We start from the raw sequence: 24,454 nt of genomic DNA, 5'->3' as shown, positions 1-24,454 counted from the left end.
GCAATGGTAATGCCTTCTTACGCGCGACGGATCCCATGGCTCCGTGAAAAGCAGCCTTGGTTCGTGGGTTATCTCGTCGATGTGATCAAGCGACATCGACGACCTGTCCCGTGGTCATGAACACCAGCAGCGCCCGCTTGGCCTTGGTCTGCCTGCGGTAGTCGCCGATCTGTTGCCGGTAGTGACCGATGCTCGACGGTTCGGGAGACACGTCGCTCTTCCAGTCGACCACGACGTCGATGGCGCCGGTCTCGTCGAACGCGACCGCATCCGCTTGGCCCGAGAGCAGGATGTCCTGGCCGTCACGCACCTCGCTGCCGAACAACGGCAATTCCGGGACAAGGCGCTGGCGCAACGCCGCGACGTCAGGAAGCATAAGCGTTCGGAGCACCGCGCCGGCCAACTCCGCCGCGCAGATTCCCCTCTTGGGGTCCGCTACCGGCTCCTGCCCCATCTGACGGATCAGGTCGGCGGCCCTGGCTTCCAGGTCCGCTTTCGCGTCTCCGGCCTCACCGGTCAGCACCTCCTCGATCAGCTTGTGAAGGATCGTGCCGCGCGTCGAACTGCCGAGGACGGCAGCCGGGGCAATCTCAATTGCTTCCGGAATTTCGGCGCTTTCGATCTTGGCTTCCCCCTGGCCGACCTGATCGAGTTCGCTTCGGCTTGGACGGCGCCAGGTCACGGTCTTGCGGCCGGCGAATATCGCGGCGGACTCGGCGGCGAAGATCTCCCGAGTCTGGCCGTTTTCCTGCGGCGATACCGTTCGCTCCTTCGCGGCACCGATCTCCTCCAGCTTGATCGGCGGCAGATCGGTAACGCCGAGATCGACGAGCTTCGCCCAGCACTTGTCGGACAGCGCGGCGGAATGCCGAGGTAGGATCAGCAGGTCGCGTGCGCGGGTCGCGGCCACGTACCAAAGCCGCACGCGCTCGCGCCGCTGCTCCTCCTCGGCGCGGGCCTCGATACCGGCATAATCCGCCGGGCAGTTGCCGAGGATCGGGATCGAGAACAAGTTCTTCGAGCGATCCTGCACCAGGCCGGATTCGGACTTCGGCTTACCGGTCATGTTGATAGGGATCACGACCGGCCACTCGAGCCCCTTGGCCGCATGTACCGTGATCAGGGAGACCGCCTCCTGCTCGGCGTCGGGCCGGCCCTCGACCTGACGGACTGCCTCCTCCCAGTTAGCGCGCATCTCGCTAGCGAAAGCCCGCAATCCGCGAACGTCGTAGGCCCGCGCCATTTCGAGGAAGAGATCCACGTTGGCGACCGCCCGCTCGGCGCCGGCCTTGAAGCGCTGACGGATCTGCGGGCGGACATGAAGCGCCGCGATCGCATCGGCGAGCAGCGCGTTTGGCGTCGTGGTCCGGACGCGCCGGCGCAGCGACGACAGCTTCATCAGGACATCTTTGGCGAGCGCATGGTTCACGCTTGCCGGATCGGTCCGGAGCGTGAGCATCGGCAGCCCCCGCCGGTCCGAAACAACCGGCAGAGCTTCCGAGATGTCGAGCAGATCGGTCTCGGTCAGGCCGACCAGCGGCCCGCGCAGCAGCGCGCCAAACGCGAGCGTGTCGCGATGGTCCGCCAGGCTACGGGTCAGCGCGATTAGATCCTGGATCTCCTGGCGGCGGAAGAAACCCTTGCCGGCCTGGGTGGAGACCGGGATCGCCAATTCCTCCAGCGCCTCCTCGAACCTCCAAAGTTCGGTGCCAACCGGTGCCAACAGCGCGATGTCGCCGAAACGACATGCCCTCATCTCGCCGGTGTGATGGTCGCGGACCTGCAGGTTGCCGACCAGCCTGTTGCAGAGATCGGCCACCGCCAGTGCTTCGCCGTCGCGTATTGCGGCGGCTTTCGGCTTCTCGCCCTCGACGACCACATCCAGCGCGCAGACGCAAGGCTTCGAACCGATCGCGGGATGGATCGACGACAACTCGGAAAAACCCGGCTGCCCGGCAGCCGACAGCACCGGCTCGAACCGCTTGTTGACGAATGCGAGGATCGGCTCGACCGACCGGAAGTTGGCCGTGATCTTGATCTGGGAGCCGGCATCGATCGCCGACCGCGCGGCGATGTAGGCGTTCACGTCGGCGCCGCGGAAACGATAGATCGCCTGCTTTGGGTCGCCCACCATGAACAGCCCGCCGGGGCGCAGCGGACGCGCCAGCGCGTCGATTCCTTCGCATTCCTCCCCGCAGATCAGCCACAGGATCTCGATCTGCAGCGGATCGGTATCCTGGAATTCGTCGACCATGACGTGTCGGAAGCGCTGCGACAGCGCCCGCCGCACCTCCTCGTGGTCCCGAAGCAGATTGCGCGCGGTGTAAAGCAGGTCGTCGAAATCCAATAGCGCCGCGTCCCGCTTGTAGTCGCGCCAGTCGTCGCGAAGACTCCGCAACTCGTTGCGCAGACGAGAAAGCAGTTCACCGGCGATGGCGCCGAGCAAGGCTTCCAGGGCCTCGTGGCATGCCTTGTATCGGGGAACGACCGCGTCGAAGGCCGCTTTTCCGTGGGTCTTGGAATGGCCCGCCTTGGCGGCGGCGTCTTGCCATTTTCCGCTGGCCTGAAGCGCTCTCGCGCTGCCCGTCTGGGTGAAGCAGGTCTCGTCGCGCTCGAAGTTCAGCGCCGCGATCAGCGCGGCGTTGCTGGGCGTCGCGTCGGCGAGCTTGTGGCCGTCGAGCAGATCGGCGAGATCGCGCAATATCCGGCAGGCGGCCGAGGTCTTCTCCTCCTGATAGCCGTAACCGCCGATCTCGGTTTCGAACTGCTTTGCCGCCGCAATCAGGTCGGTCATCGCCTTCGGTGACCATGCAGCCTGTGCACAATCGGCATCGCGATTTTTCCGCAGGAACTGGGCTACTTCGCCCACGAGCTTCAATCCGGAAGACTCGCTTGCCAGGATGAGCTCGGCGATCAAACCGTCGCCCCCCTCTCCGGACAGCCGTTCCTTCAGCCAGGCGTCGTATCGCTCCTTGAACGCCAGATCGGCCTCGGCGGGGTCGACGATGTTCGCCCCCGGATCGATGCCCGCCTCCGCAGGATAAGGCTTGATCAGCGCCTGAGCGAAGCCATGGATCGTGCTGCAGGTCAGTTGGTCGAAATTCTCGCAAGCCCGATGGACATGGGCCTTCTGCGCCTCGCTGACGCCGTCCGGAAAAGCCTGTCTCAGGTCGCGAGGCACCTCGCCCCTGGAAAGCGCCGTCGTGAACCGCTCGATCCGGAGTCGGAGCTCGCTGGCCGCGAATTCCGTGAAGGTGACCGCGGCGATGTGCTTCGGTTCGACGCCGGCGGCGAACAGCACGGCGACCCGTCCCGCCATCACCGACGTCTTGCCGGAACCAGCACCCGCCTCGACCAGCAGGGTACGGTCGACGGCGGTCAGCGCAGTCATCCGCGCAGCCAGGTCGGGAATCACATTCATGGCTCCCCCCAGACCGCTGCGGCCGGGCCGAGCTTGTCCTTCGCCAACGGCAGCTTCCGCTGCAAATAGCCGGCGTTGGCCGGCAACGCGAATGTGTGATCGTTGTAATCGCTGGCGGCATCCTCGCCGGGCGGCGCCACGCCGGACAGCAACGCATCGCGTGACGCAGCTGCCGCGGTCGACACCTTCGTTAGCGCGCCAGCAAGGTCAGCAAGCGGAAACAGCGCCTGTTCGCCCTCGCCAGCGTTCGGATAAAGCAAAGACGCCTCGATCGCCACGTCGGTGCCGAGCAAAGTCTTGACGGCGAAGGCATAGAGGCAACGCTGCAACTCGGTGCCGCCCTTGATGATCACCTCGTTCATCTTCTTCGCGAGCTTGCCCGCTTTGTAGTCGACGACGCGGGCGCGCGAGTGGTCGCCCGCGAGATCAAGCCGATCAATCTGTCCTTTGATCAGGAGGCCGGTGCCCGGGATCTCAACAGTGACGTCGGTCTTCCACGGGAGGTCCCGACCGCTCTTGTCCGGATCGGTTTCGCCGAACGGAATCTCGCACCAAGTCTGCTGCCCAGGAAACTCGCCGACGTCATAGGCAAGCGCGACCGCCGCCAGCGCATGACCGCGGGCGGTCGTGCTCCGCCAGATCACGTCCGGCGGCACCGGCTGGGCATCCTCCCAGTCCGCGATGGTCCGGTCGCGCGCAGCGGCAAGCGCAGCCTCGATCTGGTGCTGGTCAGCGCCGGCCATGCCGCCGTCTGCTTCAAGGCGCTCAACGGCAACCCGGAGCAGGGCGTGAACAAGCGTGCCGAAGGCATTGGGATCGAGCGTCAGCGGTTCGTCGGCATCCTCCGGCGCCTTCCACCCAAGACCGTAGCGCCAGACGAAGCGGATAGGATCGCGCAACAGCATCTTCAACGACGTCGCCGACAGCGGCCGCTCGAACAGTTTGGTGAGCCGCGCATGCGCCGGCGCAATTAGGCCATCATGCTCCGTGATCTCGTTGCGATGCCAGTCCCGCCAGCACGCCAGTCCCGAGACAGCGATCGGCAGCTTCATGAATTCCGACGGACGGGCCAGAAGCCGATCGGACTCGCTGGCGGCGTGGCCGGGCGTGCCGGCGTGGTCGAGATAAGTCTCCGTCATCTCCGCAATCAGCGGCGATCGGCCGAGCATGCGGCCTTCGGCGTCGCGCCGGCTGAACGAGATCGCGACGCTCCGCGCCGTCGTCACGATGGTCCGAAAATCCCGTTTGTCGCCGTCCGCCACCGGAAGCGGATCGAGCTTCTCGATTGGCAGCACGTGATCCGGAATAAGCCGGTCCTCCGAAATCCGCCGCGGCCAGCGGCCGGCATTCAGCCCCATCAGCCAGACGTGCGGGCGCGGCGACGACGCCAGCGCAATCGCCGACGTCCAGATCGCGTTGGCGGCGGGCTCGATGTTGTCGTCGATGCGCAAGCGCGCTAAGCTCACCGGAAGTGCCTGAGCCGGCCCCTCCCGCAGCGCGCGCTGCCATAGCGACCGTTGCAATCCGCTCAACAGCGTCTCGCCGGCCTCTTCCGCCGCCTCGGCGCCGCGGTCGAGGAGCCGGATCACTGCCATCACGTCGGCGGACCTATTCTTGCCGTCGGGCCAGGCGGCGACGTCCGCCTGCGTCAGCACCCGCTCCCAGCGCTCGACCGAGGTCAGCGGGGCATCGGCAGGAAGGAGCCGCGTCCACTCTCTCGGCAGATCGCGCAGCGCGGGGCCACCCCGCAGCAACGCGAGCAGTCGGCGCACCCGCTCTTGCGACAAACCTTTGACCAGCACTTCGGCGAGCGCGCTGACCGCCTGCCCTTCGGCCGTCGTCAGCGCCTTGATGCCGCCAACGAAGTGGATCGGAAGGTTGCTGTCCCGCGCAGAAGAATACACATGGTCCGCATAGTCGCCCGGGCTCGACGACGCGATCGCTATGTCCGAAGCCGGTGTCTCTTTTGCCAGCAGCGCCCTCATCCAGCGAAACGCCTCGCCCACCTCATGAAGCTGGTTCGCGCAGGAGAATAGCTCCGTCGGTGGCTCGGCCGGCGGTGCCGTCACCACCCCGACCTTCGACCCCTTTAGCCATTCCGGAACATGCCTGGGGCCGGCAATCCAAGACACCTGGACGCTCTCGGCGAGCGCGATCAGGAGCCGCCGCCAGCACGGCGACATCTCGCTGTGGCCGTGGATTTCCAGTTGACCGATCACAGCCGGTGCGTGTCCGACCCGTTGCAGCGCCAACGCCACCAGATCGCCCGGGCGCCTCATCGACGCCGGCAGGCGCTGGACGACAACCTGCTCGAGCGATGCCAGCGCCGCGGTTCGCGGGTGGCCCACTTCCGACAAATCAACGCCGGCGCGCCATGCCTTGTCGAAAGTGGCGGTAACGGCCGCCGGCATTCCCGGCAGGTCCTTGATCGGTTCAAGCTCGCCCATCTCGACGTCCGGCAACGCGCCTCGGACTGTTTCAGTGAGCACGTCGATGTCGATTGGTCGCAGGAAGCCGCCCGCGAGCCTTGCGGCAAGCTGGCCCATCGTCATGACCTGCATGCCGGTCTCGTTGCGACGGGCGGCGTCCACCCGACTCATGTGGCCGGTGAGAAGCGAATGCACGATCAAGGTTCGACGGTGCTGCATGATTACGTATTACCCCTTGCATACCGATTCCTTCGACGACGTGCATCGAATCGACTGAAAACCAAGGATACGCGTCCCATGCGCGGAATCGAAATCTCAACTACGACTTAGCAGAGAACGTGAGGTTGGTTATCTGCACAAATCCAACATCGAGCAGCAGCATCGCCCGATTCTCGATAAACCGCTAGCTGGATGGGGATTGCGACAGGGACAGCATCTAGACCGACCTCGGGACTTAGTGGTGTTACAAAACAGTGCGGCCCGAAGATCGTCGCCGCACGCAAAATAGATTGCGGCAAAGAGTCAGAATATAGAGGCTCGCGCCGCGGCGTTAGGTTCAGCTATTTCTCGCAAGCTTTCGATTTTCTGAACAAGCCGACTGAATTCTCGCTCAGGGTCGCGATACCAATCGGTCGACCATACGCGGTGAATGCGCCAGTTCAATTCCTCGAGAACGCTCTGCCGCAAGCGATCACGATCGCGCGCAGATTTTGACGAATGATACGTCGCACCGTCGCATTCGAGGCCGACGATGTAGCTGCCAGGCTTGTCTGGATGAACGATACCTATATCGATTCGGTACTTGGCTACGCCGACCTGCGGATGGGCGACATAGCCGACCGACTTAAGGCGCGAGAGAAACCACCGTTCGAAATCGCTGTCTGGTTCCTGTCCAGTTTGCCGCCCGTGCTGGAACGCGCCGCTCGCCGCATATTCGAGAAACTCTTTGAGCACACGCACGCCACGTTGCTTGCCTTCGGCGACGATTTGGGAGGGATCAAGTGAAGTAAACAGCGCAAGTCTACGCTTTGCGCGAGTGAAGAGTACGTTCAAGCGGCGATGGCCGTAGGCCTTATTAATGGGACCAAAATTTTGGTGGAAAACCCCTTCGGCCGTTTTACCGTAGACCGTCGAGACAAGGATGATATCACGCTCATCGCCTTGTACGTTTTCGAGGTTTTTCACAAAGAAGGCCTCAAGCGTGCCGTCCCAATGCTGGCGGTAGGCCTGAATCTCGAGATCGGACGCCATTAATTCGTCCATCAGCGTCTCGATCAGCTCACTCTGAGCCTTATTGACGGCGACAATACCGATGGATCGATCTATCCGCTTTCTCATGAGAGAAGCGGCTTCCGCAACTATCGCCCGTGCCTCTTCTGGATTGCGACCTTGGCCCGCTTCGTAGCCACCGTCAGCGACCTTTTGGCAGGTAACTCCGAAATCGGGGTCGTCCAGAACCGGGCTCGGATAGACCAAAAGCCTGTCGTCGTAGAATTCCCGGTTAGAATAAGCGATCAGCGATTGATGGCGCGAGCGGTAGTGGACCCCTAGCATTCGCATTGGCCGCCAACAGCGCCTCCCCAGTTCAAGTATCGATTCCTCGGGTGAGTCTTCGATCTCTTCGTCGTCCCGGCTTTCCGCCGCTACAAAAAAATCGCTCGGCGGCAATTGTTCCGGATCGCCGACCACCACCGCCTGCGTGCAGCGGATCAGCGCTCCAAGCGCATCTTCGGGGCGCATCTGCGACGCTTCGTCGATAATGAGCAGGTCGAAGTGGTGTTTGCCGGGCTCTAGATACTGCGCGACCGACATTGGGCTCATCATGATGCAGGGCTTATAAGCGCGAATCGCCGCACCCGAGTTGCCGAACAAACGACGCAGCGCGATGCGCGGCTTCTGCAAGCTTGTCTGGTGATCGAGCATCTGGTTGTCGGTATAGTCGCGTGTCGACTGCGCGCGTTGGCCGACGGGAACGGGCCGGGTGAAAAGCTTCGCGGCCACAAGGCGGCGGTTCAACGAAAGGATTTCCTTGTCGAGTTCCTGAAACCGCTTGCGAACCTGTTCATGTGTGCTTCCGGTATGCCGCATCAAAGCCGGCTGCTCGCGCATTAGGTACGCTGCCGCCGACCGATAGAATGTGGCCTCCACAGTCCATGCGACGCCTTGGTAGCGCAGACCTTCCTTAGTCCAGGCGTCGATGAGGTCGCCGAGGCCAAGACGGCGCGCCTCGTCCTCCGTGGCGAGCAAGGTGATTTGCTTTTCGAGGTCGTCCGGCGCCTGTACCGCGCGCAACGCTTTATCGACGAGCCGTTCGATGAGAACAGCGGCGAATTCCCCACCGCACCAAGCAACCGGATCAATATGCAGCAACCCGTCAGTTCTCCCGCGGACCGGAACTTCGGCCTCTATGGCGCGTCCGAGCGCCACGGCCATCTTGGTGAGCGTCTCGATACGCGACGCGTGGGCCTGATGAAGTAGCCACTTGACAACGCTGGTGGGCAGCCCAGCGCGAGTAACCTCTTTGGCACGTTCGAGCGTTGCAAGAATGGTGCGCGCCCGGGCTGCTTCGTTATCCGCGGATACCACTCCGATCGCATGCGTGACGACCGTAGGTATTGCGAGCATAGCGCGGTTTTTCAAAGCTCTTCGTAGGGTCGTCGCCGCTTCGTTCAATTTCCCAACCGCGACGCCGGGCCTCAGCCCGGTTGCATCCACTTTCTGGAGCAAAGCTTCTAGTTGACCGGTGCGCTCGAATTCGGATCGTGCTTCTTGGCTGACCGACCTTTGTTTCGCGTAGCACGCGCTGAAAATACCGATGAGGTCGATCGCATCGGCGCAACTCGCCGCATCTGCCAAACTATGAATTTCCTCGGATGCACCCTCGAAGAGCAGCCGCCGTAACGCGCGCGCGCCGGTGACGACGAGTGGGGTTACTTTCTGAACGGCACGCATCCATTCGGCTACTGCGCAAATATCGGAAAATGGAGTGGCGATGCCGCGCCAATTCCGTCCAATGGCATCCTTAGCGTTCACGCAGCCTTCTAGCGCGTCCAGCGCTTCCTTCCACTTCGCTGCTGCGACAAGCCGCGCGGCACTTGAGGTAGATACATTCCTCTCGGCGGGGAACGCTTGCCGCCATGTGGCCTTGGCGCGCCGCCAATCGCCGCTCAAGAGCTTTCCTACCCACGAGGTACTCGTAATAATAGCGGCCGCCGCACGCATATCTCGGGCGGCAGGTAGAAATGCAGCAAAAGCCGGCGTCGGGGCTTCGCCAAACTGCGCTTCTGAAGCGGCAGCGGCCGCTTGCGAAGCGATGTCCTTGGCAACGTTAATATCTTCAATGACCCCGTCGTCAGCCAGTCGTGCTGACCGCAAATGGGCCTTCGCGTGAGGAAAGGTTTGAACGTTGCGAAGGAAGCTCGCCGCTAAGGCCTCGGCCCGAATGTCGATGTCAGCCCCGGGATCCCTGTCCGTGACACTCAAGACCTGCCGTATCAAAACAACCGCACGCTCCAGCCCATCGGCTCGGGTCCGGGACTCGGTGTGATGCGCTTTTAACTCCGCCAACGTGGCGGCTTGCACGCCTAGGGTTTCCGCCCACCCCACCAAGTCTGGCACGTCATTCAACTGGGACGACAATCTTTCGCGCTCGCACACCTCGTCGATCAACGCTTCGAGTTGGAGTGCCGACAGCACTAACTCCACCCAGCGCGATAAAGCATGCGCGGAGGATGGCTCAAGCGTCAGGGACAACAACGCGGGATCGACCTCTGCCTCAAGGGGGGGCAGCGATTGGACGCTCTCGTAAGCTTGCAGCGCGTCCTCGAGATTCTCGATCCCCTCCCATTGAGTCCCGACTCGAATGGCGCGGACTGCCTGCAACACCCGATCTAGGGTAGCCAACCACTCGGTCACCGCCTCGATGGCGCTTGCCCGGTCAAAGCGGGTGATGTTGAGATTGCCGACACCGCGCCAGGCTTGCCGGGCGGGTTCGGCGAAGTCGCCCATGGCAGTCGCCTGATCGTCCAGCGCTTTCCCTGCGCTCTTGAGCTCTCGCAGCCTGAAGCGGTCGATCAAGACAGGATCGGGGAAGCGGATCTCGACCGCCGCTGGCGGCACCCCGTTCGGCGGGACCGTCCGACTGGCATCGCCCCAGAGAATGTCGTGGGTTGTAAAGCCTGTATCGCCCGCTGCGGCATTCATCACGCCGGCATAGTCAGTTAGCCGCTGGCGCGCTTGCTGGAGCGCCGTCCGCGCTCGCTCGATCTCTTCACCGTTGGAGCGGATACGGCCTGCATCCATGCGCTCTTTCAGGGCGTGGAGCACCTGCGCCTTTGACGCCTTTGCGGAATGAACTTCAAGGCAGAAGAGGCCAAGCCCCATATGATCGAGCCGATCCTTCACCACCCCGAGAGCTGCCATTTTCTCCGAGACGAACAGAACGGATTTTCCCTCCCACATCGCATTGGCTATGATGTTGGTAATCGTCTGCGACTTCCCGGTGCCGGGCGGACCTTGAATGACAAGGCTTTTGCCCCCAGCGGCATCAATCACAGCGCTCACCTGCGATGCGTCCGCGTCGGTTACGAGCACCGGCGCTCGAGGCTCAACGTCTGGGTGATCGATATCGTGTACGGGGGCGAGCGTATTCAATTCACCGACCGGCGTGTCACCATAAATCTGTTGAAGCAACGCGTGTTCATCGGGGCGCACCGCAGCAGGCCACCGGTCGGGATCGAGGTCGGTCCACATCGCCTGCCGTGAAAACGAGAAAATTCCGATGGTGACCCAACGGCGTACGTGCCAGCGCGGACGGTTGCGCACGGCCTCGGCTACAAATGCGAGGTAATGTTCCGCGCCTTGCTCCGGATCATATTCGGGCAGCTCGATTCCGTGCTGCCGCAGCTTCTCGCGCAGGGCGACGTTCGTGGTCTCGTCATCGTCGCGGCCGACGATTGAGAAGACGTATTCGCCACCGGCGACACGTTTCTCCATGTTGATTGGCAATAATAATAGAGGTGCGTAGGCCGGTGTAACACCGTCGTCGGTTTCGTACCATTCTAGGAAGCCAACCGCGCATGACAACGCGCTGATGCCCGCGTCTTCTTGCAAAGTGCGCGCGCTTGCGTGGATAGCGGAGAGCTTAGGCTCGAGCCGGTCAGGGAAAAAAAGTGTTTGAATCTTCGTCTGTCCTGCGGCCACACTCCCGTTCGCGCCGGCTTCGAGATCATAGGACGGGTTGATACCCAGTTCCTGCGCGCGAACTTTCGGATCCGTAGCCGCTCGCCATTCTGGCATCCCAAGCTGCGTGCGCAAGCGATCCCGCAGAGAACGCTCGGCAGCTTTATCTTTACTGCGACGTCGACTGCCCGCAGCGCGCTTCGCGTCTTCCGCCGCAAGCCATTCGGGATCGACGGCTTTGGCTTCCTTCAGCTTCGCGCGGAAAATATCGGTGTCTTCATCACGCGGGATGGTTTCAACCGGGGGCAACGGCAGCAGATCGATGCTTTTCTCGGACGCAAGACATTCAACCACCGCACCTGGCAATTGATGAACAACGCGGACATGGCGGCTTGAGGATTCCGAATGGCGATAATTCAACATGCCATTGCGGAGGCTCAAATCGATCAGCTTTTCGCGGGCTTTTCGAATGCCCTGCCGCACCATTCCGGCGATGGTTACATTTTCTTCGTCGGTATCGAACTCCGACGCTTTGGCCGCGCCCTGCTGCGTGAAAGACATATACGAGACTAACCTGAACGTGCGCCTGCGCTCCCCGAACGCAGGGTCACTGGTCCGATAGTACGAGATCAATTCAGCTTCAGCACGCAGAAAGCGTGCACTTGCCCAAAGTATTTTTTCATTCCGCTTTAGGATTTTGCAGCGGTCGCGCTCCCCAATCAGGCTCCATATCGAAACAAGGTGATCATCGTCTTCATCCAAGCCGGCCTTTTCCAAACGGGGCCGATTGTATTGTCATGCCACGCTTGAACTCGCTGTCGAAGACGTTGGGATTTTTGCCAAATGCAAACACTGAAACTCCTCCTGCGTGATGCTCCCGGCGAGAAGTTCAAGAATCCACGCCCGACAAAACCGGCACGCACCGCGCACCGCCTGATCCCGTCGCCGTCCGTCGCCCGCTGGCGAACGGGTGTCCGCCGCCTGGCATCTTCCCATTTTCTCCGAATGATCCGCTTGCCTGTGAATCGGCACAGGGTCAGATCGCTGCAGGTACCGGCAGTAACGCCATAAAGACAATCGGAAAAAAGCCGATCGGAGTGGGTCACGATCGGCGCCGATCGTGACCCCACTCCGACGCAGATTCCGTTACTTCTCACAAGGATTACCACTGCCAGCTTCAAGGGGTTTTGTTCAGCGCCGGTTTACAGAGCAATACGAACCAGTTGAGCAACAAGATTGCTCAGAAAGGACTGGCTTTGCTGCGGCAACGGAGCGTTACTATGGCTGTTATAGCGAGCGAATAGGCTCGTCAGGATCATGCCCCGCCGGCTTTTGGCCACTGCGGGGTCGCGGCGGTGGGGCGCGATGGATGCCCCGCAACGACGGAGATCCTCATGACGAAAGCCAAAGCAAAGCAGCCAGCTGCGACCAGACCTGCCTCAAAATTAGCTGCTACCCGATCCGTTAAAGCCAAACAAGTTGGCACCAAGACAAAAAGGCCAGCGGCATCGAAGGTATTGCCGGCTGCCGACTCATCCGCCTTGCCAACGAAAGCATCAGGCGCTCGCGCCGATTCCAAGCAAGCTCGGGTACTCGCTCTGCTGCGATCGACAAACGGCTGCACGATCGAAGCCATCGTTAAGGCGACGGGTTGGCAGCAGCATTCGGTGCGTGGATTCTTTGCCGGTGTCGTTCGCAAGAAACTGAAGCTCGATCTTGATTCCGAGCTTGTTGATGAGGTCCGACGCTATCGCATCAAACCTACAGCGGATGGGGTCAGCAAATCGGCTAAGGCCGCCTAATCGATGGTGCCTCGAAGACAATCACGTCGCACCATTGATGCGGCATCTCTTGAGATCGAGATCGCGCGTCTGGGTGATCTTGATCTCAAGGCCCTTCGCCTCCGATGGGAGGGTGTGACGGGTCGCTCGGCACCAGTTCACCTACTGAGGCATCTGCTGTACGCAATGCTCGCGTATCGCATCCAAGCCGATGCCTTCGGCGATCTTGATGCGGGGATGGTGCAGATGTTGAAGGCTGCCGTTGGATCAGGCGGACCGGCTGCGATCACCAAACTTACCGACAAGCTCGATCAGCGCAACCAGGAGCTCGCGCCCGGCGCGATCTTGACCCGCGAATGGAATGAACGAGACCATCGGGTGATGGTGCTCGCCGATGGCTTTGCCTTTGAGGGTAAAACCTATGACAGCCTGTCCAAGGTCGCCTTTGCCATCACCGGGACCAAATGGAATGGACCGCGGTTCTTTGGCCTGCGGGCAGCAACTGCGAGGCCGCAATGACGTCGGCTGGCAAATCCGCCCGGTGTGCGATCTACACCCGCGTCTCGACCGATGCTGGGCTCGATCAGGAATTCAACTCGCTTGATGCCCAGTATGATGCGTCCGAAGCCTATATCCGCAGCCAGGCGCATGCAAACTGGACGCTGATCAAAATGCGCTATGACGATGGAGGGTTCTCGGGCGGATCAACCGACCGCCCTGCCCTTCAAAAGTTGCTCGATGATGTCAGGGCACGCAAGATCAATGTCATTGTCGTCTATAAGGTCGACCGCCTGACACGTTCTCTGGCCGACTTTGCCAAGCTGGTTGAACTGTTCGACGCTCATGGCGTGTCATTCGTCTCGGTGACCCAGCAGTTCAACACGACGACATCGATGGGCCGTTTGACCCTGAATGTTCTGCTGTCTTTCGCTCAGTTCGAACGCGAGGTCACAGCCGAGCGCATCCGCGACAAGATCGCCGCCTCCAAGCGCAAGGGCTTGTGGGTCGGAGGAATGGTTCCGCTCGGTTACTCGCTCAACGATGGCAAGCTCTCCATCCACCAGGACGAAGCAAAAACCGTCCGGCTCATTTTCGAGCGTTACCTTGAATTGGGTAGCGTCAATCGGTTGGTCGCTGATCTCAAGACCAAGGGACTGACCTCCAAAGTTCGCAAGCTCTCGAGCGGTGCCATCCGGGGCGGCGTGCCGTTCACCCAAGGCCCGCTGTTCTATATGCTGCGCAACCGGTTCTATATCGGCGAGGTTACATTCAAGGGTGAGGTCCTGCCCGGACCACAACCGGCTTTGCTTGAGCGATCCCTGTTCGATGCCGTTCAGGCAAAGCTGACCGAACAATGGTCGCATCGGACGAGAGCCAAGCAAAAATCCAAAGCGCTTCTATCGGGACTGCTGTTCGACGATGCTGGCAACAGAATGGTCCCAACTCACGCGACCAAGAACCGCGTGCGGTACCGCTATTATATGTCCCAACCGCTGCAACGCGGTCATTCCGATGATCCGGTGGGGTCCATCTCTCGCGTCCCCGCAGATCAGATCGAGGCGCTGGTCACCAACGCCGTGCGTGGCCGACTGATGGAGTCAGACGACCGGTCACAGTTGCTCTCGGAACAAAATGCCGTTTCAACCCATGTCGCAAAAATCGAGGTTCGCGCCAAACGCTTGGCTGTCACCCTTAAGGCGATTGAACCGACGCCAGATCATGATCGCGAATTGGCTCAACACGACGATGCTGGCACCACGCTCGATCAAGGCGAGGTCATCCTGATTCCCTGGACCAAGCCGCCGATGCGCAAGTTCCGAGACGTGATCCAACCCGCATCCGCTTCGACCCAGCGAACACGACCGATCCGCGCAGAGCGTCGCGCTGGCCTGATCCGCGCCATTGCACGCGGCCGGCAATGGCTGGACGAGATCGTCTCCGGACGATTAACAATCGAAGACATTGCGGTCAGGCAAAAATGCAGCGTTCGGCAAATCAATCTGACGCTGTCGATGGCCTTCCTCGCGCCGCCACTGGTCAAGGCCGCAATCGAAGGTCGCCTGCCCCGTGGCATAGGCATCGCGGAACTACGCGATGCACCTCCCGAGTGGTCGAAACAGTATACAAAGCTTGGATTGCCAACGCTTTAGTTATGTTTTCCGGAAATGGCGGCTGCGCATACCAACCTTGTCACTTTTGGTGTTGGTATCGTTTCAGATTGGCGTGTTGAAGGTGCTGTCTGCGCACCCGGATGGTCGTGGCGACCCTCGACGCGATCAAGCGCAATCCGCAAACGCCGCCCTCGCGTGAATGGAGTATTCAGCTTCGGCGGCTTGCGACACTCGCTCCCAAAACCGACGCCTTCTCCGCAGGACTGATCCTTCGTATCCCGTCAAGTTTGGCAGGTCACCGAAGCAGGCCAGGACCATTCAGGCGCGGTTGCAATCCGGCGAAGCGACCGAGGCGCCAAACCCCTCGTCACAGCAAAATACCCCATCCGTCCGCAACGACCACTCGTCTGGCATCATCCAGTGTCACGCGCCGGGGATCTGCGCCACGCGTGGCAGCAGGCCGTTTATTCTGAGCCGAATGGAACCGTGCCAGGAACGGGAATTTTTGGACGAGAGACAGGGGCCCAAAAATGGACAGATCCACGAACGGAGACAGCCACCCACAAAACCAAGGTCGGAAAACCCCGCCAACGGCGGGCCTTTTCTATCAGTCTCTATACAATGACAAAATTGTAGACTGGGTGGTGGAGCTGACAGAGATCGAACTGAGTGCCCTACCACCCAGTCTTCGAACTAATCTCTCGTTCCCAGGAACGGGAATTTTTCCAACAGAGACTGACGCTGAAAAATAGCAAATTTTAGGAACAGAGACGGAGACCGCAAAAATGCGCGCGCGCCTGCCCTATAAAATAGGCCATTTGCTATTTTTACGAGAAATATCAGACACTTAGTACTGGATGGTGGGCGCGACAGGGATCGAACCTGTGACCCCTACCATGTCAAGGTAGTGCTCTCCCGCTGAGCTACGCGCCCGGAAACTTCCGCATGGGGTCGCCGCGTCCTATATCGGCTCCGGCGCGGACAGGCAAGGACGAGTAAAGCCCGAATCAGGCCGCCAGCATCTTGTTCACTTCGCTGACCAATTCTCGCAAGTGAACGGGTTTGGAGAGCACCTTGGCATTCTTGGGCGCCTCCGAATCGGAATTCAGCGCCACGGCCGCAAAGCCGGTGATGAACATGATCTTGATGTCGGGATCGAGCTCTGATGCGCGACGCGCCAGCTCGATCCCGTCCATTTCCGGCATCACGATATCCGTGAGAAGCATTTCAAATGGCTCCTCGCGCAGTCTCTGATAGGCTGACAGACCGTTGTCATAGGATGACACCTTGAAACCGGCGTTTTCCAGCGCCTTGACCAGAAATCGGCGCATGTCGTTGTCGTCTTCGGCGAGGAGGATTTTGTGCATGGCGATGGTGTCGGGGCCCGGCTTGGAGGAGCAGTCGCCCCACTAAGCCTGATGGTTGGTAAATTTGGGGTGAAGGCGAACTTTGGCTTGGCAGAATGGCTGCGATTATCGACAATGCAGGCCCATAAGACGTCTGTCCAGACGACGTTCGGCAGGCGGCGGCGCAATTTCAGGGACGACGCCCGGCGATGACCCAGTTTGACGGCGGCCAGCCGCCTCCTTTCGAGATCGCGGAGCCGGCGATATGGCGGTCTCCCATCATCTTTAATTCCCCACATTCCGGCTCGGTCTATCCGGAGCAATTCCTGGTCGCGTCGCGAATCGATCTGGCCAGCCTGCGCCGGTCCGAAGATTCGTTCATGGATGAACTGATCGGAGGCTTGGCCGCCAGCTTTCCAGTGGTTCGGGTCAACTTTCCCCGCTCCTACGTCGATGTAAACCGCGAGCCTTACGAACTCGATCCCCGGATGTTCACCGGACGGTTGCCGAGCTTCGCCAATACGCGATCGATGCGGGTCGCGGGCGGCCTCGGCACCATTCCGCGCGTGGTCGGCGACGGCCAGGAGATCTATCGCGAGCGCCTCAGCGTGGACGACGCGCTCGGCCGGATCGAGTTGCTCTACAAACCCTATCATCGCGCGCTGCGCCGGCTGATCCACAAGGCCCACCAGACGTTCGGGACGGCCATTGTTGTGGATTGCCACTCGATGCCATCGGCCGGCATCTCGCACGACGAACCGAGGCGGCCGGATATCGTGATCGGTGATCGCTATGACACCAGTTGCGCGCCGTTGCTTCCGAACGTCATCGAGGACGTGATGAGCGGCCTCGGCTATTCGGTCGCACGCAACAAACCCTATGCCGGCGGGTTCATCACCGAACATTACGGCAATCCGGCCAGCGGACTGCACACGGTTCAGCTCGAACTCAACCGCGCGGTCTACATGGACGAACGGCGGCGCGAGCGCGGTCCGCGCTTCCGGCAGGTTGCAGCGGATTTCACGACGCTCGCCGATGCGCTTGCCGCCATCCCGCTCGGCGATCTCGGGGCGTTCCGGTCTGCCGCGGAGTAGGTCGTCGGCCGCTCACGTCGCCGCCCGGCGGATCGACAAGCGAACCTCTAAATCTGAAACGGGGCGGAAAAGAAAAAGGGCCGCTCGTCAAAACAAGCGGCCCAAGTCTAGGGAGGAAACGCCCAAGGAGGGCAGCGATAGCGCAATGGCTACCGCACCGCAGCAATATGCGACTGCGCTGCACAAAACGCAAGGGGATTCGGACGATCTCTTTCAATAATTATACATAACTTCATGTCTTCGAGCGTCAACGCATACAACTAGTTTGTTAAATGATAACATATATTTAAGCAGATTCCGGCATGATTGTCACGATCCGGCCGCAATACTTGAGGCCGCGATTTCCGGTCTGCCGACCCGCGAATATAATCACATGCCACACCCACGGACGAATGATTCGAGCGCGGGATAACTACTCCGCAATGGAATTGCAGACGATGCGGCCTCCGATCTGGGCATGTATAGGAGACGTTCAGCTTGGGGCGCGCGCGCAGTGCGATCGCCGCCCGGTGAGGTAGAAGCGTGACGGTGATCGATTTTACTGCCTTCATAGATCGTCTCGCGACGGCCTCGGGCGAAACCATCCTGCCGTTCTTCAGAACGTCTCTTCTCGGCGTCGAAAACAAGTGCGTCAGCGGTTTCGATCCGGTCACGGAGGCGGACCGGGCAGCCGAGGCGGTCATGCGCCGGATGATCAAGGCGAGCTTTCCGCAACACGGCATCGTCGGCGAGGAATTCGGCAACCAGAACGAAGACGCCGAATATGTCTGGATGCTGGATCCGATCGACGGCACGAAATCCTTCATCGCCGGCTTTCCGATCTGGGGCACGCTGATCGCGTTGCTTCATCGCGGCTTGCCGGTGTACGGCATGATGCACCAGCCCTACATCGGCGAGCGGTTCAGCGGCGACAACGGCTCCGCGAGCTATCGCGGCCCTTCGAGCGCGCGCAAACTCGCGGTGCGCCGGTGCGCCTCGCTGAACGAGGCGACATCGTTCACGACCAGCCCGCTATTGATGAATCCCGACGATCGCGCAGCCTTCGGCAGTGTCGAGGCCGAGGTACGGCTGACGCGCTACGGCGGCGACTGCTATTCCTATTGCATGCTGGCCGCGGGCCATCTCGACCTCGTTATCGAGACGGAACTGAAACCCTATGACATCGCCGCATTGATCCCGATCGTCAGCGGAGCGGGCGGCTTGATCACAACATGGGAGGGCGAGCCCGCGCAGGGCGGCGGCCGCATCGTCGCCGCCGGCGACCCGCGCGTGCACGAGGCCGCGCTCAAGCTGCTGAATCGCTAGGCCCGCGCCAAGCCAGGTCCTAGAGCGAACCGACCTCGCCGCTCCGATGCGCAACCTGGCAACCGCTTGTCACTGCATCGACAGGGCTGCCTGTCCTTGTGCAGGTATTGCCAGGCTCCGGCGGCATCCAGCACCGCGGCGCGATCGTCGTTCGGGTAGCCACGGAATCTCAAGGTGAGCGATCGGTGGGCCGGACACTTGCGGTAACACAGTTGCGATCCAGCCGGGCTTTAATGCAGAAGCCCCGTTTTACGTGGACGTGACGTTATCGGCGAAAAGCTGTTCGTGCGTGATCGGCGACGACATGCTCATCCGGCGGCTCGGATTGTTTCGTTCACACCAGTAATAAAGGCATGAATCACCTTTTCGACCTCATGCGGGACCTCGGCATTATACGGTCCCTTGAGTTGAATGAGCTTGTAAGGCGGTCTTTTGCCAGATGGCAATTGAAGAAACTCGCCCGACGCAAGCAAGAAGCCTGACTTGCCGACCTCGAATGTCGCGACTCGCCGGCCGTCTCGGCGCACCGAGAAAATGCGGCTGAATCCTCGTATGACATTCCCCGCGTAGCTCGCGACGCAATGATGCATATCCGCGCTCTCGGCGTGAAGCGCCGCGCCGGACTGGAGCGCGACAATTTCGTATCCCTCGATGGTCACGCTGCCCGGCAGGTCTCCGTAATCGATCGCATCGTCCCATCCCATCTTATGGGTTAGAAAGTATGCCTTCTCGTTGCTCGCGCGCGCGAGTTCCTCATGCCATTCGAGCGCGGCCCGGAAAGCACGTTGATATCTCCACCGTCGATTGAAACTATCGATATGAAATGCCGCGTAATCCGCAACAGTGGATGCCTGATCCAGAGTGCCATCTGCCATGCTTCTCGTATGATCGCCCATTGCGCATACGGCCCAGTCAAAAAGTGCCTTGGCACTCTGCTCACGACGACACATTGCGTCGGACCATTCACCGAGCGCGCGCAGCCAGCTGTGCTGCTTGCGGATAGAGGTCGGAATCGCCTGCGCCAGCGGCGACGGCGGAATGTCGCACAAATTCGTAATGACCTGATATTCGGTCGGGCCGGCGCGGAACGCTTGCCCTTTGAGCGCCCGTAACGGGCGGACGAGTCCATAGTATCTCAAGAGATCGCGCAATTTCGGGCGGTCATGGATGATCGCCTGCCAATTCTGCAGGACAAATTCTCGTTCCGTTGGCCGGCAGCACTCCATGCCCTGCGCCGCCGCGACCACAAGGACCGGAGCTTGCCTCAGATAGTCGATCGCGAACGGTTCGACCACGACCATCGTCACGGCCGCGATAGCCAATGGCTTTACCGAGAACATGTCCTCGACCTGATGCGCGCTGATCTGGACCCACGGTTCGTTTCGCAGGACGCCGTTCGCTGCGAGTTCGGGAGCGAGCCATTGCAGCAGGCTTTTCTGTCGATCATCCTTCATGCGAGGACCTGATTACCATATGATCCGGCGCTGGAACCCGTTGACGGATGAGATTATCGGTTCGCCGGATGCCCGCGTCAAATAGTCAGCTTTTTGCTTCCTGTTCGCGTTCGCAGATAACCGTCGGTGATGCGCGGCGCCGGACGCTCGGAAACGTCGACAAACGGATTGAACCCATCCTCGCTCATGCTTTGGAAATCTCGACGTCGGAACACGCCCTTCGGACCGCGGCCGAATCCAGGCTCATCGTGTCCTCACATGAGCACATCAGGATTTTTTGGGGTCGATCCGCCATTGCCGCTACCTGCGCTTATCGCTTATCACACAGCACTCGTATCGGAAGTCGGAAGCCTATAGCTATATCGGAACGAATGAAATAGTCGCCAGAGGTCGTCTTGCCGCCGACCATGCGTGTTCGCGTAACCTGCAAACAGGTTCTCGATCAGCCGCCGCCGTTTACGCTGGTGACGCTGGTCGGACGCGCGTGGGGAAAACGCTTCATCGCGTTGTCGGGCGAAGAGCGCATCGTCTACAATCAGAACCTCACTTATGTCGAGGAAGAGTCGACGCGGCACAAGCGCAAGGGGGAAGGCGATGACGATTGAGATTCCGCCGACCCCGGGCGTGCTGCTCGCCGGCGGCCTTGCGCGACGCATGGGCGGCGGCGATAAGCCGATGCGGACGATCGGCGGCCGAACCGTTCTGGAGCGCGTCATTGCGCGGCTGAAGCCGCAATGCGACGGGATCATCCTCAACGCCAATGGCGATCCCGGAAGGTTCGCTCCATTCGGGCTCACGGTCGTCGCCGACAACGTGCCCGATTTTCCCGGACCGCTCGCCGGTATTCTTGCTGCGCTCGACTGGGCGGCCGCGAACCGCCCCGAGGTCGAATGGGTGCTAAGCGCCGCCGCGGATTGCCCGTTCTTGCCGCGCGATCTGGTCGTGCGCCTGCATCAGCGCCGCGCGGAAGAAAAGGCCCAACTCGCGGTCGCCGTGTCCGGCGGACAATCGCATCCGGTGATCGGGCTCTGGCATGTCGGCCTGCGCGAGGAACTGCGCCGTGCGCTGGTCAATGAAGGCATCCGCAAGGTCGACCGCTGGACCGCACGTTACCCGCTCGCGGCCGTAAGCTGGCCGATAGAACCGGTCGATCCGTTCTTCAATGCCAATACGGTCGAGGACATCGAAGAAGCGGAGCGGCTGGCGGCCCTCGATGGGGATGAGAGCGGGATGAGGAAAGGTGTGTAGCGGTTTTCCGCCCGCATCCCGCTCCGCATCACCGCCGTTTTCATCTATCGCCGCAGCGGATCGCGCGGTTGGTATCGTAGATCGCGGCGGCCCGGAGCGGTGAACCCGGCTGCACCAGTTCCTTCCGGCAACACTGACTTCCGCGATGCCGCATGCCGCCACCATGCCGATCTCGCGCGAACCGAGTACCGCTCCATCGATCGTTACACCGGCACCCGCACCGTTGCGCGCAGACCACCCATCGGACTGTCGCCGAGCGTGATGTCGCCGCCATGGGAGCGCGCGATGTCGCGCGCAATGGCGAGGCCGAGGCCGGAGCCGCTCTCGTCCTGATTGCGCGCGCTGTCGAGCCGCAGGAACGGCTTGAAAACTTCCTTGCGCATGTCCTGCGGGATGCCCGGACCGTCATCGTCGACCATGACCGTGAGCCAGCGATGATCGCGATGGCCGTTGATCGCGATGGAATCGCCATGGCGTGCCGCGTTCGACACCAGATTACCGAGGCAGCGCCTGAACGCCGCCGGCTTGACGGTGACAACGGGCAGTCCGTAAAAAATGCTCGTTGCGGCGTGACCGTTGCGCTCGGCGTCGCTGCGCAACTCATCCAGCGCGGCGGCCATGTCGGTCGGCTGCGCCGGCTCGCCGCTGTCGCCGCGCGCGAAGGCAAGATAGGCCTCCAGCATGCCCGCCATCTCATCGACATCCTTGCGCATACCGTCAACTTCCGGACTGTCGCCGATCAGCGCCAGTTCCAGCTTGAAGCGGGTCAGGATGGTGCGCAGGTCATGCGACACGCCGGCCAGCATCGCGGTGCGCTGCTCGATGCTGCGCTCGATACGCATCTTCATTTCGATGAACGCCTGCGCGGCGCGCCGGACCTCGCGCGCTCCGCGCGGACGGAAGTTCGGCGCGTCGCGGCCCTTGCCAAAACTCTCGGCGGCATCCGCCAGCCGCAGGATCGGCTTGATCTGATTGCGCAGGAACAGCACCGCGACGAACAGCAGGATCGAGGACGTGCCCAGCATCCAGAAGATGAAGATTTGAGAGTTTGAGGCATAGGCGGCGCTGCGCTGCGCGAACACCCGCATCACCGCGTCATCGAGCTGGATCCTGATCTCCACCAGATTGGACCGGCCGACCGTGTCGATCCAGAACGGCTTGCCGATCTGCCTGCTGATCTGCACTGAGAGCGACTGGTCGAGCAGCGAGAAGAACGGCTTCGGCCCGGGCGGCGGCATATCGCCCGGCGGCAGAAAATCGACCACGAGCCCGAGCCGCTGCTGTGCGATGCGCCGGATCGTCGCGCGATCCTTGTCCTGCGGGTAGTCCTTGTAGACATCGATCAGCGCGGCGACATCCTGCACGACCGCCGCCGACAGCCGTCGCGTCACCGTGTTCCAGTGCCGCTCCATGAACACGAAGGCCACCACCGATTGCAGCACCACCATCGGCACGATCATGATCAGCAGCGCGCGGGCATAGAGTCCCTTGGGCATCCAGTTCTTGAACGCCCGCTCGATCCGGCTATTGGCTACCGAGACGCGCCGGGACGCGGTGCGGATCAGCGTCAGGCCGGCGTCGAGCGTGCTCATCATCGGCAGCATCGGCAGCTCAAGGCGCTGCGACAAGGCGATAGCCGACGCCGCGCACCGCCTGGAGGAACAGCGGATTGGCCGGATCGCGCTCGATCTTCCGCCGCAGCCGGTTGATCTGCACGTCGACGGCGCGCTCGTTCACGGTGCCGCCGCCGTTCAGTTCGCCGCGGCGAACCGTCTCGCCGGGCGTGGCGGCGAGCACGCGCAGCATCTCGCGCTCGCGATCGGTGAGATGAACGACGTCGTCGCCCTGCCGCAGCTCGCCGCGCTCCAGATGATAGACGTAAGGCCCGAACGCGATCGATCCGGCTCGCACCGTCGGCAGCGGCATCGTACGCTTGAGGATGTTCCCGATCCGCAGCACCAGTTCGCGCGGCTCGAACGGCTTGGCGACATAGTCGTCGGCGCCGATCTGCAGGCCCTCGATGCGGCTCTCGGCCTCGTGCCGGGCCGTCAGCATGATGATCGGCACCGAGGACGAGACGCGGATGAAGCGGGCGAGATCGAAGCCGGTTTCGCCGGGCATCATGATGTCGAGGATCAACAGATCGAAATACAGCCCGAGCAGTTTCGAGCGGGCGTCCCTGGCGCTCATGGCGGTGGTGACGCGGTACCCCTCCCCCACCAGAAAGCGCGACAGCAGATCGCGGATACGCCGGTCGTCGTCGACCAGCAGCAGATGCGGGGCGTCGTCGGCCGGCCTCACCGGCGGCCGCACGACTCCTGCCGTTTGCGTGACCGTCATGCCTTCACCATTTTGCCGTCGACCCGCAGGATCGCCTCCAGCACCTTGTCGGGATCGTCGTGGTCGATCATCCCGAGCAGAAATTTGCGCACCGCCTCGGCGCCGGACGCGTCGAGGCCTCGCAACGCACGCATGATGCGGTCGGTCTGCAGACCCGCGAGTTGCGCCACTAGCGCCTCGCCTTTCGGGGTGGCGAAAAGAAGGCGCTGGCGCCGGTCGGCGTCGCCGGCCTTCTGCACGATATAGCCCTCATCGAGGAGCTGCTTGAGAACCCGCCCCAGCGATTGCTTGGTGATGCGCAGCACGTCGAGCAGATCCGCGACCGCGAGGCCGGGATAACGGTGGACGAAATGCATCACGCGATGATGCGCGCGGCCGAAACCGAATTTTTCCAGCACATGATCGGGATCGCCGACGAAATCGCGATAGGCGAAGAACAGCAGTTCGATGATGTCCCATCGCGTCTCCGCGGGTCGCCTGCCCGATGCTTCCGGACCGGCAGCAACCATGACGGTTGGGATCGAGAAATTTATGTCAGTCATATTGACATATCTTGGTTCCAATGTTACGAGGCTGCCATTCGTGGCGAAATATTATAACGCTTCGTCCCGGAGCCGGCCTGATCTTCGAACGGCGAGGCCAGGCGGCCGAGAATTGTTTCGGCCGTAACGATCGTCGGGCGGCATTTCGGCCAACATACTGGACTTCGCGCCTTCCGCCAAAGCTGAAACCGGCTTTCGGACC

Annotated in this window: 14 protein-coding genes, 1 tRNA gene and 1 pseudogene; 7 read left to right on the top strand and 9 right to left on the bottom strand. The window is 61.4% G+C overall.

Going from position 1 to position 24,454, the window contains the following annotated elements:
- Positions 1–85: 85 nt before the first annotated feature.
- The 3 genes from V4R08_RS14670 to V4R08_RS14660 form a co-directional block, all read right to left on the bottom strand.
- Positions 86–3,421 (bottom strand): UvrD-helicase domain-containing protein, encoded by a 3,336-nt coding sequence (locus V4R08_RS14670; RefSeq protein ID WP_335580029.1) that lies wholly within the window; start codon positions 3,419–3,421, stop codon positions 86–88.
- Complete coding sequence (locus V4R08_RS14665) at positions 3,418–6,069, bottom strand: PD-(D/E)XK nuclease family protein (protein ID WP_335580028.1); 2,652 nt, start codon at positions 6,067–6,069, stop codon at positions 3,418–3,420. The genes V4R08_RS14670 and V4R08_RS14665 overlap by 4 nt, the downstream gene beginning before the upstream one ends.
- A 303-nt stretch (positions 6,070–6,372) precedes the next feature.
- On the bottom strand, positions 6,373–11,793 hold the full coding sequence (locus tag V4R08_RS14660; RefSeq protein WP_335580027.1) for a PDDEXK-like endonuclease domain-containing protein: 5,421 nt from the start codon (positions 11,791–11,793) through the stop codon (positions 6,373–6,375).
- Positions 11,794–12,425: 632 nt separating this feature from the next.
- On the opposite strand from V4R08_RS14660, the gene V4R08_RS14655 reads away from it, so the two are divergent.
- Genes V4R08_RS14655 through V4R08_RS14645 form a run of 3 tightly spaced genes read left to right on the top strand, consistent with a single transcriptional unit; the run spans position 12,426 to position 14,962 of the window.
- Complete coding sequence (locus V4R08_RS14655) at positions 12,426–12,833, top strand: DUF3489 domain-containing protein (protein WP_335580026.1); 408 nt, start codon at positions 12,426–12,428, stop codon at positions 12,831–12,833.
- 3 nt (positions 12,834–12,836) lie between these two features.
- Positions 12,837–13,331 carry a DUF2924 domain-containing protein gene (locus V4R08_RS14650; protein ID WP_335580025.1) on the top strand — a complete coding sequence of 165 codons (495 nt, stop codon included), beginning with the start codon at positions 12,837–12,839 and terminating at the stop codon, positions 13,329–13,331.
- Entirely contained in the window at positions 13,328–14,962 is a 1,635-nt protein-coding gene (locus V4R08_RS14645) for a recombinase family protein (protein ID WP_335580024.1), read from the top strand. The genes V4R08_RS14650 and V4R08_RS14645 overlap by 4 nt, the downstream gene beginning before the upstream one ends.
- A gap of 819 nt (positions 14,963–15,781) precedes the next feature.
- Here V4R08_RS14645 and V4R08_RS14640 read toward each other — a convergent pair.
- Positions 15,782–15,856, bottom strand: a tRNA-Val gene (locus V4R08_RS14640).
- A 74-nt stretch (positions 15,857–15,930) separates the two neighbouring features.
- A complete protein-coding gene (cpdR, locus tag V4R08_RS14635; protein WP_009797255.1) occupies positions 15,931–16,290 on the bottom strand; it encodes a cell cycle two-component system response regulator CpdR in 360 nt (119 codons plus the stop codon).
- 188 nt (positions 16,291–16,478) lie between these two features.
- On the opposite strand from cpdR, the gene V4R08_RS14630 reads away from it, so the two are divergent.
- Both V4R08_RS14630 and hisN read left to right on the top strand, forming a co-directional pair.
- Entirely contained in the window at positions 16,479–17,363 is an 885-nt protein-coding gene (locus V4R08_RS14630; RefSeq protein WP_335580023.1) for an N-formylglutamate amidohydrolase, read from the top strand.
- Between the two features lie 522 nt (positions 17,364–17,885).
- Complete coding sequence (gene hisN / locus V4R08_RS14625; RefSeq protein ID WP_335580022.1) at positions 17,886–18,668, top strand: histidinol-phosphatase; 783 nt, start codon at positions 17,886–17,888, stop codon at positions 18,666–18,668.
- 308 nt (positions 18,669–18,976) lie between these two features.
- Here hisN and V4R08_RS14620 read toward each other — a convergent pair whose 3' ends face one another.
- The gene (locus V4R08_RS14620; protein ID WP_335580021.1) at positions 18,977–20,008 is read right to left on the bottom strand and encodes a PcfJ domain-containing protein; all 1,032 of its coding nucleotides are present in this window, start codon (positions 20,006–20,008) and stop codon (positions 18,977–18,979) included.
- Positions 20,009–20,586: 578 nt separating this feature from the next.
- On the opposite strand from V4R08_RS14620, the pseudogene V4R08_RS14615 reads away from it, so the two are divergent.
- Positions 20,587–20,727, top strand: a pseudogene (locus V4R08_RS14615) (sulfurtransferase FdhD); the annotation flags it as partial.
- Positions 20,717–21,370 (top strand): molybdenum cofactor guanylyltransferase MobA, encoded by a 654-nt coding sequence (mobA, locus tag V4R08_RS14610; protein ID WP_335580020.1) that lies wholly within the window; start codon positions 20,717–20,719, stop codon positions 21,368–21,370. The pseudogene V4R08_RS14615 and the gene mobA, both read left to right, overlap by 11 nt.
- Positions 21,371–21,573: 203 nt before the next feature.
- On the opposite strand, the gene V4R08_RS14605 is transcribed toward mobA, so the two are convergent.
- Genes V4R08_RS14605 through V4R08_RS14595 form a run of 3 tightly spaced genes read right to left on the bottom strand, consistent with a single transcriptional unit; the run spans position 21,574 to position 24,252 of the window.
- Complete coding sequence (locus V4R08_RS14605; RefSeq protein ID WP_335580304.1) at positions 21,574–22,962, bottom strand: ATP-binding protein; 1,389 nt, start codon at positions 22,960–22,962, stop codon at positions 21,574–21,576.
- Positions 22,963–22,981: 19 nt separating this feature from the next.
- Positions 22,982–23,710 (bottom strand): response regulator, encoded by a 729-nt coding sequence (locus V4R08_RS14600; protein ID WP_335580019.1) that lies wholly within the window; start codon positions 23,708–23,710, stop codon positions 22,982–22,984.
- Entirely contained in the window at positions 23,707–24,252 is a 546-nt protein-coding gene (locus V4R08_RS14595; protein ID WP_335580018.1) for a MarR family winged helix-turn-helix transcriptional regulator, read from the bottom strand. Before V4R08_RS14595 ends, V4R08_RS14600 begins: the two co-directional genes overlap by 4 nt.
- Between the last annotated feature and the right edge of the window lie 202 nt (positions 24,253–24,454).

This window comes from Nitrobacter sp. NHB1 (assembly GCF_036964665.1).
In the GTDB taxonomy this organism is placed as follows: domain Bacteria; phylum Pseudomonadota; class Alphaproteobacteria; order Rhizobiales; family Xanthobacteraceae; genus Nitrobacter.
This window is presented reverse-complemented; position numbering and strand designations above follow the sequence as displayed.

What these genes read in the sequence shown, in the direction of transcription:
- V4R08_RS14670 (WP_335580029.1), bottom strand. Translation starts at nt 3,421, where the DNA reads ATGAATGTGATTCCCGACCTGGCTGCGCGGATGACTGCGCTGACCGCC.
- V4R08_RS14665 (WP_335580028.1), bottom strand. Translation starts at nt 6,069, where the DNA reads ATGCAGCACCGTCGAACCTTGATCGTGCATTCGCTTCTCACCGGCCAC.
- V4R08_RS14655 (WP_335580026.1), top strand. Translation starts at nt 12,426, where the DNA reads ATGACGAAAGCCAAAGCAAAGCAGCCAGCTGCGACCAGACCTGCCTCA.
- V4R08_RS14650 (WP_335580025.1), top strand. Translation starts at nt 12,837, where the DNA reads ATGGTGCCTCGAAGACAATCACGTCGCACCATTGATGCGGCATCTCTT.
- V4R08_RS14645 (WP_335580024.1), top strand. Translation starts at nt 13,328, where the DNA reads ATGACGTCGGCTGGCAAATCCGCCCGGTGTGCGATCTACACCCGCGTC.
- cpdR (WP_009797255.1), bottom strand. Translation starts at nt 16,290, where the DNA reads ATGCACAAAATCCTCCTCGCCGAAGACGACAACGACATGCGCCGATTT.
- V4R08_RS14630 (WP_335580023.1), top strand. Translation starts at nt 16,479, where the DNA reads ATGACCCAGTTTGACGGCGGCCAGCCGCCTCCTTTCGAGATCGCGGAG.
- V4R08_RS14620 (WP_335580021.1), bottom strand. Translation starts at nt 20,008, where the DNA reads ATGTTCTCGGTAAAGCCATTGGCTATCGCGGCCGTGACGATGGTCGTG.
- mobA (WP_335580020.1), top strand. Translation starts at nt 20,717, where the DNA reads ATGACGATTGAGATTCCGCCGACCCCGGGCGTGCTGCTCGCCGGCGGC.
- V4R08_RS14605 (WP_335580304.1), bottom strand. Translation starts at nt 22,962, where the DNA reads ATGAGCACGCTCGACGCCGGCCTGACGCTGATCCGCACCGCGTCCCGG.
- V4R08_RS14600 (WP_335580019.1), bottom strand. Translation starts at nt 23,710, where the DNA reads ATGACGGTCACGCAAACGGCAGGAGTCGTGCGGCCGCCGGTGAGGCCG.
- V4R08_RS14595 (WP_335580018.1), bottom strand. Translation starts at nt 24,252, where the DNA reads ATGACTGACATAAATTTCTCGATCCCAACCGTCATGGTTGCTGCCGGT.